The organism is Halococcus sp. IIIV-5B, assembly GCF_003602035.1.
Classification (GTDB): domain Archaea; phylum Halobacteriota; class Halobacteria; order Halobacteriales; family Halococcaceae; genus Halococcus; species Halococcus salsus.
Genome location: NZ_QZWE01000035.1, coordinates 1 through 12,904 on the forward strand (window position 1 = coordinate 1; position 12,904 = coordinate 12,904).

The 12,904-nt window shown below is 67.9% G+C and carries 14 protein-coding genes, 1 tRNA gene and 1 pseudogene; 8 read left to right on the forward strand and 8 right to left on the reverse strand.

The genetic code is table 11. From position 1 onward, the window contains the following. The first annotated feature begins 213 nt into the window (after positions 1-213). Positions 214-1,128, forward strand: a complete 915-nt coding sequence (locus D3261_RS16980; protein WP_120074418.1) for a DMT family transporter — start codon at positions 214-216, stop codon at positions 1,126-1,128. A gap of 127 nt (positions 1,129-1,255) precedes the next feature. Here the strand turns inward: D3261_RS16980 and D3261_RS16985 are convergent, their stop codons facing one another. Both D3261_RS16985 and D3261_RS16990 read right to left on the reverse strand, forming a co-directional pair. Beyond that, positions 1,256-1,516: a hypothetical protein gene (locus D3261_RS16985; RefSeq protein WP_120074420.1), complete on the reverse strand. Its 261-nt coding sequence runs from the start codon at positions 1,514-1,516 to the stop codon at positions 1,256-1,258. A 47-nt stretch (positions 1,517-1,563) separates the two neighbouring features. Then, positions 1,564-1,989, reverse strand: a complete 426-nt coding sequence (locus D3261_RS16990) for a hypothetical protein (protein WP_120074422.1) — start codon at positions 1,987-1,989, stop codon at positions 1,564-1,566. A 94-nt stretch (positions 1,990-2,083) separates the two neighbouring features. On the opposite strand from D3261_RS16990, the gene D3261_RS16995 reads away from it, so the two are divergent. Then, complete coding sequence (locus D3261_RS16995) at positions 2,084-2,479, forward strand: hypothetical protein (protein WP_120074423.1); 396 nt, start codon at positions 2,084-2,086, stop codon at positions 2,477-2,479. Between the two features lie 40 nt (positions 2,480-2,519). On the opposite strand, the gene D3261_RS17000 is transcribed toward D3261_RS16995, so the two are convergent. After that, complete coding sequence (locus D3261_RS17000) at positions 2,520-3,515, reverse strand: aldo/keto reductase (protein ID WP_120074471.1); 996 nt, start codon at positions 3,513-3,515, stop codon at positions 2,520-2,522. Positions 3,516-3,587: 72 nt separating this feature from the next. Then, a complete protein-coding gene (locus D3261_RS17005; RefSeq protein WP_120074425.1) occupies positions 3,588-4,568 on the reverse strand; it encodes a DMT family transporter in 981 nt (326 codons plus the stop codon). A gap of 385 nt (positions 4,569-4,953) precedes the next feature. Between D3261_RS17005 and D3261_RS17010 the strand changes: the two genes are divergently transcribed. The 4 genes and pseudogenes from D3261_RS17010 to D3261_RS17025 all read left to right on the forward strand — a co-directional run bounded on the left by D3261_RS17010 (position 4,954) and on the right by D3261_RS17025 (position 7,881). Further along, positions 4,954-5,307 carry a hypothetical protein gene (locus D3261_RS17010; protein ID WP_147464990.1) on the forward strand — a complete coding sequence of 118 codons (354 nt, stop codon included), beginning with the start codon at positions 4,954-4,956 and terminating at the stop codon, positions 5,305-5,307. After that, positions 5,304-6,092, forward strand: coding sequence for a hypothetical protein (locus D3261_RS17015; RefSeq protein ID WP_120074429.1), 789 nt, complete (start codon positions 5,304-5,306; stop codon positions 6,090-6,092). Before D3261_RS17010 ends, D3261_RS17015 begins: the two co-directional genes overlap by 4 nt. A gap of 134 nt (positions 6,093-6,226) precedes the next feature. After that, positions 6,227-7,411 carry an MFS transporter gene (locus D3261_RS17020; protein WP_120074431.1) on the forward strand — a complete coding sequence of 395 codons (1,185 nt, stop codon included), beginning with the start codon at positions 6,227-6,229 and terminating at the stop codon, positions 7,409-7,411. A 92-nt stretch (positions 7,412-7,503) separates the two neighbouring features. Beyond that, positions 7,504-7,881, forward strand: a pseudogene (locus D3261_RS17025) (MaoC/PaaZ C-terminal domain-containing protein). A gap of 277 nt (positions 7,882-8,158) precedes the next feature. Here the strand turns inward: D3261_RS17025 and D3261_RS17030 are convergent. The 4 genes from D3261_RS17030 to aglM all read right to left on the reverse strand — a co-directional run bounded on the left by D3261_RS17030 (position 8,159) and on the right by aglM (position 10,661). Continuing rightward, positions 8,159-8,231 (reverse strand) — tRNA-Pro (locus D3261_RS17030). Positions 8,232-8,272: 41 nt separating this feature from the next. After that, on the reverse strand, positions 8,273-8,713 hold the full coding sequence (locus D3261_RS17035) for an EamA family transporter (protein ID WP_120074433.1): 441 nt from the start codon (positions 8,711-8,713) through the stop codon (positions 8,273-8,275). A gap of 6 nt (positions 8,714-8,719) precedes the next feature. After that, on the reverse strand, positions 8,720-9,331 hold the full coding sequence (trmY, locus tag D3261_RS17040; protein WP_120074434.1) for a tRNA (pseudouridine(54)-N(1))-methyltransferase TrmY: 612 nt from the start codon (positions 9,329-9,331) through the stop codon (positions 8,720-8,722). A 34-nt stretch (positions 9,332-9,365) separates the two neighbouring features. Further along, the gene (gene aglM, locus D3261_RS17045; protein WP_120074436.1) at positions 9,366-10,661 is read right to left on the reverse strand and encodes a UDP-glucose 6-dehydrogenase AglM; all 1,296 of its coding nucleotides are present in this window, start codon (positions 10,659-10,661) and stop codon (positions 9,366-9,368) included. Between the two features lie 94 nt (positions 10,662-10,755). On the opposite strand from aglM, the gene D3261_RS17050 reads away from it, so the two are divergent. Both D3261_RS17050 and D3261_RS17055 read left to right on the forward strand, forming a co-directional pair. After that, entirely contained in the window at positions 10,756-11,559 is an 804-nt protein-coding gene (locus D3261_RS17050) for an N-acyl homoserine lactonase family protein (protein WP_120074438.1), read from the forward strand. Next, entirely contained in the window at positions 11,556-12,869 is a 1,314-nt protein-coding gene (locus tag D3261_RS17055) for a hydroxyacid-oxoacid transhydrogenase (protein WP_120074440.1), read from the forward strand. Before D3261_RS17050 ends, D3261_RS17055 begins: the two co-directional genes overlap by 4 nt. The last annotated feature ends 35 nt before the right edge of the window (positions 12,870-12,904 follow it).

Here is a 12,904-nt window from a genome sequence, read left to right on the forward strand (position 1 = left end):
GCGATGTGCGGGGTGGGCGAGTCATCGAAGAGGTCCCGAAGCGCCGGCCGGCCGTATGCGGCCATGCCAACGCTTGTCTCCCCCAGAACTTAAATCGTGCGGCGAGGGTCGTTTCGGGTCTCGGTCGGCCGTAGGAGGTGCCACGTCGACGAAGCGGATCAGGACACCCAAGTTTTCGCGCCACGGACGGTCGGACGGTACTCGATACAGTCAATGAGATTTCGAAACGCCACCCTGTTCGTGGCACTGTCGATAGCGTGGGGGTCCGCGTTCACGGCGATCAAGGCGGGGCTGGAGTTCTTCCCGCCGGTGCTCTTCGCCGCCGTTCGCTACGACCTGGCCGGTATCCTGATGATGGCCTACGTCCTCCTGACGACGGACCACTGGCTCCCGAGGGACCGCGACGAGTGGTTGGTGGTCGGCATCGACGGCTTACTGTTGATAGCCGCCTACCACGCCTTCCTGTTCATCGGCGAGCAAGGGACGACCAGCAGTGCGTCGGCCATCGTCGTCAGCCTCTCGCCGATACTGACCACCGTCTTCGCCAGGGCGTTCCTCCCCCACGAACGACTCACCACCGTGGGGACCATCGGCCTCGTGCTCGGGTTCGTCGGCGTCGGCATCCTGAGCAACCCCGATCCGGGGAACCTCCTCGGGACGAGGACGGTCTCGCTCGGCTTCGTGTTCGTCGCGGCGGTGGCGTTCGCCCTGGGAAGCGTCCTCACCCAGCGGCTCGACACCGAGATGCCGGCCAGGACGATGGAGGGCTGGTCGATGGTCATCGGTGCCGGGCTGTTACACGCGGCGAGCGCCGGCATCGGAGAATCGGCCGCCAACGTCGACCTGACCCTCGAAGCTATCGGCGCGTTGGTCTTCCTCTCGGTCGTCTCCAGCGCCATCGGCTTCCTGATCTACTTCGACCTGCTGAAGCGTCTCGGCTCGATAGAGATCAACCTGGTGTCCTATGCGGCCCCGGTCGTCGCCACGGTCACGGGGTTCGTCTTCCTCTCCGAGACGCCGACCGCGCTCACGGTCGTCGGTTTCGGGTTCGTCTTCGGCGGGTTCGTGCTCCTGAAACGGCGGACGATCCGGAACCAGATCGTTCGAAACCGGTCGTACGCGGACTGAGGGCTTCGAACCGCCGGCGGTCGTCGTACCCGTTCGGGCACGTCGGGTTGGTCGCCGCTATCGATAGGATGCCCCTCTGAGACGTCTATCGCAGGGGGACGGACGACGATGGGCTTCGTTCGGCCGCTCACTCCGAGAACGCTTCGCGGAGCGCCGCGCGGTCCTCGGGGTCGAGGTCGGTCACGAGGTCGGCGGTGAAGGGGCTCTCGGCGAGCGTGGCGAACGCGCGCTCGGTCTTCTCCCGGATGCGCTCGACGGCCGCCTCGACCGTCTCGATCGAGGCGTCGCGCTCGTCGGCGATCGCCACCGGGTCGGTGCCCGCCGCGAGGGCGGCCGCGACCGCGCGCTCCTCGTGGCTGAGGATCGACTGGGTGGTCTCCTCGGTCATGACCGATCCGGGAGGGCACGCGGTAAATGAGTGACTACCCGTGCCGATCAGCCGAGGGCTGCGACGGCGACCGCGTGGGGGCCGTGGTCGCCGTCGAGTTCGACCGACTCGACCACCCGGTCGGCGAGCGCCGCGCGCCACTCGTCCACCGCCGCGGTGTGGCGCTCGTGGTGGCGTTCGACGGTGTACTCGACCTCGGGGTCGTCCCGGAGGCGCTCCTCGGTCGCGTCGGGAGTCGGGTGGGGTGGAGCATCGACGAGACGTCCCGGGTCGATGTGGAGCGGTGCGGGGCCGCCCGCGTACTCTCCCTCGTGCTCGACGTGGATCCGCGCGCGCATCCGGGGGGTGAACGGCGGCGTCACCCGGAGCACCGTCCGCGGGCCGGCCGTGTGGTTGGCCTCGACCGCCGTCACGATGTCGTCCGTGTGGACCGCGATCGAGCGGATCGTGCGATAGTCGCCGTCGTCCGGCATTCCCGGCGGTACGCGGTCCGCGTTCCTAAACCATCCGGGCGAGGCCGCGAGGGTTTCAGAACGCTTTTGCTCGCGCCGAATCTTCTCGAAGGATATGGATCGACGAGGCTATCTCGCGCGGGTCGGGGCCGTGAGCATCGGCGGATTCGCGCTGCTGGCGGGCTGTTCGGGGAACGGCGACGGGAGCGATGGAAACGGAAGCGGCAACGGGAGCGACCCGGGCGGCGGAACGCCCGCCGACGAGGAGAGCGGCGAGGACGGGACCGCGGCGAGCGGGGCGGACGGCGAGGACGGGTCGGCCGCGTCCACCTCGACCGCGGCGGAGGAGGAGGGAGAGATACTCACGACCGGTGACGAGGCGCTCGACACCGGGCAGGCTCCACCGAGCGTCACCGCGACCCAGTACGAGAACACCGCCACCGTCCCCGAGGTCGACGGGCTCGAAACCGGGCAAGCACCGAACGCGGGCGGGAACAACTCCAGTAGCTGAGGCGCACCACCGAGAACGGGGTTTTTCGTTGGAGAGCGGGTTACTGCTCGCCTGCACGCGCCGTGTCGATGCGCTCGCGCTGGTCGTCGGAGAGCGAGATCTCGACCGCGCCGACGTTGTCGTCGAGTTGGTCGGTGGTGCGCGCGCCGACGATCGGGACACACGTGAACTGCTCGCGCTCGATGAGCCACCGGAGCGCGACCTGGGCCGGCGTCGCGTCGAGTTCGTCGGCGATCGCCCGAACCTCGTCGAGGACGTCCCAGCCACGGTCGGAGACGTAGTAGTCGTCGAAGAACTCGTCGAAGGTCCCCCGCGAGCCGTCGGGCGATTCGACGTCGTGGGTTCCCTCGCCAGCGCGCTCGTACTTCCCGGTGAGGAAGCCGCCCGCGAGCGGCGAGTACGGACAGACAGCGAGGTCCTGGTCGGCGCAGACGTCCAGGTACTCGGCGACGTCGTCGTAGTAGGCGGCGTGGAAGAGCGGCTGGGTGACGTCGAACCGTTCGAGGTTTTCCACGTCCGACTTCCAGAGCGCCTTCGTGAGCTGCCAGCCCGCCATCGTGCTCGCGCCGAGGTAGTTGACCTTCCCCTTGCGGACGAGGTCGTTGAGGGTGCGGAGCGTCTCCTCGATCGGGGTATCCTCGTCGAAGCGGTGGATGTAGTAGAGGTCGAGGTAGTCGGTGCCGAGCCGGTCGAGGGTGCCCTCTATCTGGGTGCGGATGTGTTTGCGCCCGAGACCGCTGCCGTTGGGGTTGTCTGGGTCGAAGCCGAAGAAGACCTTCGAGGCGATGACGTAGTCCTCGCGGTCGCGGCCCTCCAGCCAGTTCCCGATGTACTTCTCAGCCGTGCCGTTCGGGTCGCCGTAGACGTTCGCCGTGTCGATGAAGTTGATGCCGTGGTCGGCGGCGGCGTCGAGGAGCTCGTGGCCCTCCTCCTCGTCGGTTTCGAGCACGTCGCCGGTTCGCTTGCCGAAGCGCCACGTCCCGAAACAGAGTTCTGAAACCGTCAGTCCCGTCGAGCCGAGTGTCGTGTATTCCACATCGGCCGATCGACGGTTGTCCACAAAGCGATTCGGGATGCGGCGGTTCGGACGAGCGCGTCCGACGTCGCCTCAGTCGTCGCACTCGTTCCAGGTCTCCGGGTTCGCGTCGGGCCCGCCGGCGGTGTCGGAGTCGACGAACGCCGCGAGCCGCCGGAGTTCGACCCGAAGTTCTCGCCGGCCCAGCACGGCGAACCCGAGCGCGACCACCGCGAAGCCGAGGACGGTCGTCGGGGTGATGGACTCGCCGAGGAGGAGCCAGCCGCCGACCGCCGACACGACGGGCACGACGTAGAACGCGAGGTTCGCCCGGATCGCGCCGACGTCGTCGAGCAGCCCGAAGTAGACGATGTAGGCGATCGCGCCGGAGAACAGACCGACGTAGCCGAGTGCGAGGAGCGCTGTGGGCGTCCACTCGATCGCGCTCAGCTGCTCGCCCGCGCCGAACGCGACGAGGTGACAGAGGAGCGCCCCGACAGGCACGCCCCACGCCGTCCGGGCGATGCTCGTGTAGTCGGCGTCGGCCCACCGGATCAGCACGCTCCCGAGCGCGGCACACACCGCCCCGCCGAACAGGACGAGGTACCCGGCGAGACCGCTGTCGAGCAGGGTCGCCGGGTCGATACCCACGACGAGCGCGACGCCGACGAACGCGACCGCCATCCCGACCGCGCCGTACTCCGGCAGCGACTCGTCGGAGAGGAGGAGGGCGGCGAAGATCGGGGTCAGCACGGGGTTGAGGCTGAAGACGATCGAGGCCACCGCGCTCGTGGCGTACTGCTGCCCGACGAACAGACACGCGTTCGCCAGCCCGATCGCGAACACGCCGGCCGCGAGCGACCCCAGAACGTCGTTCCTGGTTCGTGGGATCCACTCGGACCGGTCGTGGGTCAGCACCACGAACCCGAGCAGGAGGACCGTGGCGATGTCGAACCGAAACGAGACGAACAGCAGCGGCGGGATGTAGGCGATGCCGGCCTTCGCCGCGACGAACGTCCCGCCGAACAGCAGGGCCGTCGCGACGAACAGCAGGGGGACCCGGTGGCGCGCCACCCCTACCGCTCCCTCCGGTTCGACACGACGGGTCCGTTCATACAGTCGAAACGGCGTTGCGGGTGAAATACCTGTCCAGAAACGCCGACGACACCTGATCGGCTTTCACCGCGCGACGCGTATTCACGGCGTGAATCGACCGCGACGAGGTCCCGCCATCCGGCGATCACACGGCCGATACCGAACGACGAAGCCGGTTCGGAGCGACCGGTCGAACGTCACACGGAATTTTAGGCAACCCGAAAAACCGAAACGGCTTTACCTCTTTAGGGTTGCCTAAAACCATGGGCACGTTCGTCTCCGGATGGTCGGCCCCGGCGGATTCGAGGGAAGCGGTCGGCCATCCGGCAGCGCAGGTCGAATCGAGTACGGGGACGACCCGGTCATGAGCTCCCACCCGACGCTCCGCGAGATCCGTGCGCGGCTCGTCTCGCTCGCCAGCGAGGACGGCCGCTACGTCGTCGTCTGCGGGCGCACGGACGCCCGACCGGTGCCGGTCTCGGGGCTCCGGTTCACCGACCGTGCGACCGCGGCGAGCGCGGTTCGGGTGGCCGAGGTCTACCGCGCTCGTCTCCGTCGGTACGACCCTCGGCTCCCGTTCCACGAGTTCGTCGTCCACGAGACGGCCGCGACCGACCCGCGGGGCCAGCACCGGCGGGTGCCCGTGCCGGTCGGCTGCGACGATCCCTCACCGGCGAGTGACCGCGAAACGGCCGGTATGGCGGGTGACGACCGATGACCGTCGAGACGTACGTCGAGCGCGCACGGAACCGAGTGGACGACGAGCGAACCACCACCGAGAACAAACGAGCGGCCTACCGCCGGTTCGTCGCGAGCGTGAAGGAGACGCCGACCGACTCGCCGGTCGGCCGTGGCGGCGGCCCGACCGCGATCGGGTCAGTGACGGCGGCGAGTTCGACGGGGTCGAGCGGCTGCGACCGGGTCCGCGAGCGGTTCGCCGACACCGTGGCCGGCCACCGAACCGTCGATTCGGACCCCGCCGACGGGCTCCTCGAAACCGTCGCCGCCGAGCTCTCGGAGGGCGTCGCGGTCGCGCTCGCGCCCGCGAACGGTGCCGCGAACCTCACCGACGGGCTGAAACAGCGTGTGGTCTCGGAGGCGACCACCCGCCAGCACGAGCTCCGCGTCATGGCGCGCGCCCTCGAAACCGAGGCCGAATCGCTGGCGGCGGCGAACGAGGCGCTCGGCGACGTCATCGAGTGGCTCGTCGAGGCGAACGAGACGCCGCTCACCGACTGCGACTTCGACGCGCTGGCCGAACGGCACGACCGGCTCGCGACCCACCGGGAGCGCTGCCGGACGGTCGCGCGCGACCGGCAGGGCGTGCTTCGGACCACGACGAGCATCGACGCGGCGATCGGGCTCGCTCAGCGGGAACTCACTGGCGGTCTCTACGAGGGGTTTTCGGTGAACTACCCCGTCCTCTCGACGGCCGTCCGACTCGACGGGCTGTGTGCGGACTGCCAGAACGTCGTGCGCGACCACCTCGTCCGACGCGTTTGACGACCCGACCGGGTCGAGCGCTGCCGAAGCGCTCGATGATGGGTTTTCCACCCATCGTCGTCCGGTCGTGACGGGGTCGATCGAGCGGGACCGAACGCGCCGGCTTTACGTCCCGACCACGGGTTCGCAAACGAATGACGGCGCGCGCTTCGGGGTGGTGGTCGCGGCTCGGCGGGTACGACACGCTGGGGCTCGCGGCGGGGCTCTGGTTCCTCGCGAAGTTCCTCCGCTACGGCATCTCGGCGCTGTTCCCCCAGTTCCAGACGGCCTTCGGGGTCTCGAACGCCACGCTCGGGGCCGCCTTCTCCGCGATGATGCTGCTCTACTCCCTCCTCCAGTTCCCGAGCGGGGCGCTCTCGGATCGGTTGGGAGAAGTCAAGATCATCGCCATCGGGAGCCTCGTGGCCGCACTCGGGGCGTTCGTGCTCGGGGTCGGGGCTCCGTTCGCGGTCGTGCTCGTCGGAATGGCGCTCGTGGGACTCGGGACCGGGACCCACAAGACCGTCGCCGTCGAGCTGCTCGCGCGGGTCTACCCCGCGCGCGTCGGGCGGTCGCTCGGGATCTTCGACACCATCGGTGCGCTCGGCGGCGTGGCCGCCCCCGCCGCGGTCGTGCTCGCGACGGGCACCGTGGGCTGGCGGGCCCTGTTCGCCCTCGGCGGGGTCTGCGGCGTCGCGCTCGTCGCGGGCGTCCTCCTCCGGGTGCCGCGCCGTGAGCGAACGGACACCGACGGGGAGCGCTCGCTCGCGATCCGCCCCTACCTCGTGCTCTTTCGCGACCGCCGGCTCGCCGCGTTCGTCGTCGTGACGTTGTGTTTCGGGTTCGCGTACAACGGACTCGTGGCGTTCCTCCCGCTCTACCTCACCCAGCGCGGCCTCGCGACCGGCACGGCCTCGTTGCTCTACAGCCTTCTCTTCGCCGTCAGTGTGGTCCAGGTCCTCACCGGCGGCCTCTCGGACCGGCTCGGCCGGCTTCCGCTCGCCGCGGTCGTGCTGAGTGTGGCGACCGCCGGACTGGTGGGGCTCATCGGCCTCGGGGGTCTCGTGGGTCTCGGCGCGGCCGTCGTCGTGCTCGGCCTCGGGGGCCACGGCTTCCGACCGATCCGCGCGGCACACCTCTCGACGACCATCCCCGAGGAGATCGCCGGCGGCGGGTTGGGCCTCGTGCGAACCCTCCTGATGGGCGTCGGGGCGGTCGCACCCGCGGTGGTCGGAGTCATCGCCGACGTCTCGGATTTCAGGGTCGCGTTCTCGCTGCTCGCGGTCTCGATGGCCGCCGGTGCGGTCGTCGCGGTCGGGCTCGCCGTCACCGAGCAGTAGCGTCCCAACGTCACCGAATCCACGAACAAAACTCCACGGAGGTTTATCAGCGAGCGAAAACGATTCGACGGGACCCGTCCAACCGAACGGGCATGGTTCCAGCGGAGGGCGAGGTCCGGTCGTACGAACGGACGTTCACCGAGGAGGACATCGAACGATTCGCCGAGCTCTCGGGCGATAGCGGGCGACAGCACGTCGAACGCGATGCGGAGTGACGGCTCATGGCACAGGGGCTGCTCACCGCGACGCTGCCGACCAAGATCGGTGGGGAGATGAACTACGTCGCGCGAACCCTCGACTTCGAGTTTCTCCAGCCGGTCTATGCCGGTGACACCATCAGCTGCGAGACGGAGATGGTGCGCGTCTCCGAAGAAGAACATCGAACCCTGCTAGCCTCCGAGTTCGTGTGCACGAACGAGGAGGGTACGGAAGTCCTCAGAGGCGAATCGGATGGACTGATCTCGAAATAGGCGAATCATCCCCTTTGACCGGATGGTACCTGTGGAATTTCGCGGTTTCGCGCACAAGCGTAGCATCCGCGAGCGAGGGCTTCGGCGGAGGCGGTTGCGGTGCGGTTAGTGGTTGTGGGGGCGGTTAGTGGTTGCGGAGAAGTTAGTGATTGTACCGCGAGCGAACGAAGTGAGCGAGCGGGCTGACGACTGACCAACGGGAAGGAGGAAGCTTTTGATCCACATTTTGCCAGCGAGGCCGCTCCGCGGCCGAGCGCAGCAAAAGGTGGGGATTGAATGGGCCGGCGCGAATTCGAATCGCGGTTACGGCCACCCGAAGGCCGAAGGATACCAAGCTACCCCACCGGCCCGCAGTCGGGTTGATGGCCACGACGGTGTTAACCCTTCCGTTCTATCCGGTGGCGGTGAGATAGACCGCGACGACGGCGAGCGCGATCCCCGCGCCCTTCTGGAGGGTGAACGACTCGCTGAGGAAGAGGATCGAGAGCAGCGAACTGCCCACCAGAAACATCCCGAAGATGGGGGTGACGACGCTCACCGGGCCCGCGGCGAGCGCGCGGTAGTAGGCGAGGATGCCGACCGCGAGGAAGACCCCTGCGGCCACCATGTAGATCCCGGTTCGACCCGTGAGGTAGGTGAGGAACTGGTCGCCCTCGTAGAGGCTCACCGCGACCGCCGCGAACAGGAGGATGCCGTTGGCGACCACCGCGACCACGCTGGAGGGCGCGTTTCGGATCGCGAGTGAAGCGAGCGGGGTGAAGATGCTGTAGCCGACGAGCGCGAACAGCGCCCAGCCGAGGTAGTTCATCTCGATATCACGAACTCCGGTCATCTGTGTTCATCCGGTCGTGGATTCGGGTTCGTACCGCCTGAACCCCTCGGTATCGAGCCAGTTGTGCGCCACCGGTATCGCGTGGTTCGCGTGGAGGCGCTCGGGGCCGAGGGTCACTCGCGCCGCGGCCCGCGCTTCGAGGAGGTCGGCCTCACCCGCGGTGAAGTCCCGGTGGTCCGAGAGCACGAACACCGGGTCCGCAGGCGGGTCGACCTCCCCCACCGGGTCGCCGTCCTCGTGGAGTTCGATCACGGTGCCATCGACCTCGTCGAGCACGTCCTCGAACCCGAACCGGACTATCGACACCCCCGGCGAACTCTCGGCCGCCATGTGGCCGATCGCGCCGTCCTTCGCGTCGAGTGCCCTGCGAACGAGCGCCGCCGTCGAGCGCTCGTCGGGGTTGAGGTTCCGCACCTCGCTCCCCTCGAAGCGCACCGTGAACTCGTCCTGCAAGACGAGCCAGACGCGGACGTCCTCGCGGATGCCGTGCGAGAGACACAGCGCCGCGGTCACGCACCGACAGAGCACGTCGAGGCGGCCCGCCGCACCGGCCAGGTCGTCAAGCGAGAAGTCGGGCGAGAGCGGCGCTTCGTGACCCAGAACGACGAACTGGCGCACGGCTACACCACCTGACTCGAAGCGACGCGCCCGCTCACCACGTCAGCCCCTCGTAGGTCATCCCCTCGCGCGGGTCGACGATCCGCCGGCCGTCGACGACTATCTGACTACTCATCGTCTCGAACTCGTCGTCGAGCGCCCCGAACTCGTCCCAGTCGGTGAGCACGAGCGCCCCGTGAGCATCGTCGAGCGCCGCCGCGGCCGAGTCGACGTACTCCACTTCTGGAAATTTCTCGGCCATCGCGTCGGCGGCGACCGGGTCGTAGGCCACGACGTCCGCACCGCGCTCCAGCAGCCCGTCGATGGCGACCGTCGCGCGCGAGCCACGGATGTCGTCGGTGCCGGGTTTGAACGCGAGCCCGAGCACCGCGATACGGTTCCCGTCGAGGTCGACGTGCTGGGCGAGCAGGTCGAGCATTCTCACGGGTTGGTTGTCGTTGACTCCGACCACCGCGTCGAGGAGCTGGGGTTCGTAGTCGGCCGAGCGCGCCGCCGCCCGGAGCGCGTCGGTGTCCTTCGGGAAACACGAGCCGCCCCACCCAACGCCGGACCGGAGGAACTTCTCGCTGATTCGCTCGTCGAGCCCGATGGCGTCGGCGACCTCGTAGGAGTCCACGTCGAACTCCTTGCAGACGTTCCCGAGCTCGTTGATGAGGCTGATCTTCCCCGCGAGGAAGACGTTGTTGGCGTACTTCACCATCGCCGCCTCGCGCTGGCCGGTCTCGACGACCGGCACGCCGTCGTTTGCCTCCACGAGCGGGTTGTAGAGTTCGTGGAGCGCCCCGAACGCTCGCTCGTCCTCGGCACCGAAGACGAGCTTGTCGGGATGCATGAAGTCCTCGACCGCCGAGCCCTGGCTCTGGAACTCGGGGTTGACCGCGACACCGAACCCCTCGCCCGCCGTCATCCCCGATGCGTCTTCGAGGACGGGTTCGATCTCCTCCTCAATCATCCCCGGGATGACGGTGGATTTGACCACGACGAGGTGGTAGCCGTCCTTCTCGGCGAGCGCCTCGCCCGTGTCGCGGGTGCCGGCCTTCAGTACTGAAAGATCGATCGAGCCGTCCTCGCGCGAGGGGGTCTGCATCGCGAGGATCGTCACGTCGGTGTCCGTGAGCGCGTCGTGTTCGGTGGTCGCACGCAACCGGCCGCCGGCGTGTTCTTCGACGAGTTCGGGCAGGCCCGGTTCGTGGATCGGCGTCTCGCCCGCGTTCACGGTGTCGACGATCTCTTGGTCGATGTCGATCGCCACCACGTCGTGTCCGAGGTCCGCCAGACACGCCGCGACGGTGGTTCCCACGTAGCCGCTGCCGACGACGCTGACGTTCATGCCGGGTCCTCGGTGGCTTCCGGCTTGAGGATTCGGGTTCGATAGTTGAGAACCGGGCGAACAGTCATGACGGTTCGGCGTGTAATCGACGGGCATGGTCGACGCAACCATCGACGTCATCGACCGCGGCGTGCTCGAAACCGACCTCAACTATCTCGTCGAGGGCAACACCCTCGGGAGCCACGACGAGCCGAACCCCGACACCGACTACGTCGAGATCCCGGTACCGAACTTCGTGATCGACCACCCCGAGGCGACCATCCTCTGGGATACGGGCTCGCACCACGACGCGGCGAACGGCCACTGGCCCGAGGGGCTCGTGCAGGCGTTCTATCCGAAGGACGCCCACGAACACCGCCTCGACGACGACCTCGAGGACGCGGGCTACTCGATCGACGAGATCGACTGCGTGTTCCAGAGCCACCTCCACCTCGACCACGCCGGTGGCCTCGAATTCTTCGACGGGACGGATACCCCCGTATTCGTCCACGAGGAGGAACTGAAGTTCGCCTACTACAGCGCGAAATCCGACGAGGGAAGTGCGGCCTACGTGCTCGACGACTTCGACCACGACCTCAACTGGGAGGTGATCCACCAAGATCGAGAAACCCACTTCGAGGGCGTCGAGTTCATCCAGCTGGCGGGTCACACGCCGGGGATGACGGGGACGATGGTCGACCTCGAGGACGAGACGGTGGTGTTCGCGGGCGACGAGATCTACCAGTCCGTGAACTACGACGACGAGGTGCCGCTGGGTGCGGGACTGCTCTGGAGCCACCGCCACTGGTTCCGGAGCCTCCAGACCCTGAAGGAGCTCGAACGCAAACACGGGGCGGAGATCGTCTACGGCCACGACCCCGAGCAGTTCCCCGAGATCGAGGAGGGATGGGGCCAGTGAGCTACGAGCGCTCGGTGTCGGCCCCCGACCACCGCTTCGAACCCGAGACGGTCTGGAACCTCCAGATGCCCGAGATACGGTTCGGTCGCGGAGCCGTCGAGGAGCTCGGCTTCCAGTTCCACGACCTCGGCGTCGAGGACGGTGCGCACGGCCTCGTCGTCACCGACGAGAACCTCGCCGACCTCGGTCACGCCGACCGGGTTCGTGAACACCTCGAAGACGCGGGCTTCGAGGTCGACGTCTACGACGACTGCGAACGCGAACCCTCCCTGGAGGCGGTCGGCGAGTGCCTCTCGTTCGTCCGCGACGAGCAGGGCGAGGCGGGCTACGATTTTTATGTGGGATTCGGCGGCGGGAGCTGTCTCGACACCGCGAAGGTCACCCGCGCAGTCATCGAAAACGGGGGCGAGCCGCTCGACTACGTCGCCGAACCCACCGGGAAGGGCAAGGCGCTCACCCAATCGAACATTCCTCTCGTGCTGATGCCGACCACCGCCGGAACCGGAGCCGAAACCTCGCCGGTGGCGATCCTCTCGGTCGAGGAGAAACAGATCAAGGAAGGGATTTCGAGCAATCACGTTCGCGCCGACGCCGCGGTGCTCGACCCGACCTTCACGACGACCCTCCCGCCGGACATCACGGCGAAGACCGCGATGGACGCGCTCGGTCACGCCATCGAGGGGTACACCACCCACCAGTTCGACGACCTCCTGCGCGCCGACGACCCCGCCTCGCGGCCGACCTACGCGGGCCGAACCCCGATCACCGACCAGTTCTCCGAGGCCGCGATTTCCCTCCTCTCCTCGAACGTCCGGCAGGTGGTGAACAACGGCGACGACATCGAGGCGCGCTCGGCGATGTTGCAAGGGGCCCTGTTCGGCGCGATAGCGGGCCTCACCGCGGGCGCGACGCTGTGTCACGCGATGGCCTACCCGGTCGGGAACCGCTATCACACCTTTCATGGGGAGACCATCGCGGTGCTCACGCCCGCGAGCACGCTCGGTTACAACGCCGCGAGCGACCCCGAGCGGTTCGCGCGTCTCGCGGAGATGCTCGGGGCCGATACGACGGGGATGAGCACGAGCGAGGCCGCCAAGGAGGCCAAGAGGGAGTACATCCGACTCCAACGCGACCTGAACGTGCTCCCGAGCGGGCTCAACGAGCTCGCAGGGATCACCGAGGACGACCTCGACTGGCTCGCCGAACAGACCACCGACACCCAGAAACGACTCCTCCGGACGAATCCCCGGCCCGTGACGACCGAGGACGTCCACGATATCTTCGCGGACGCGCTCTACAACTGGGAGTAGGCGAACCCACGGTCGGCCCACGATGGGGCGAGCGA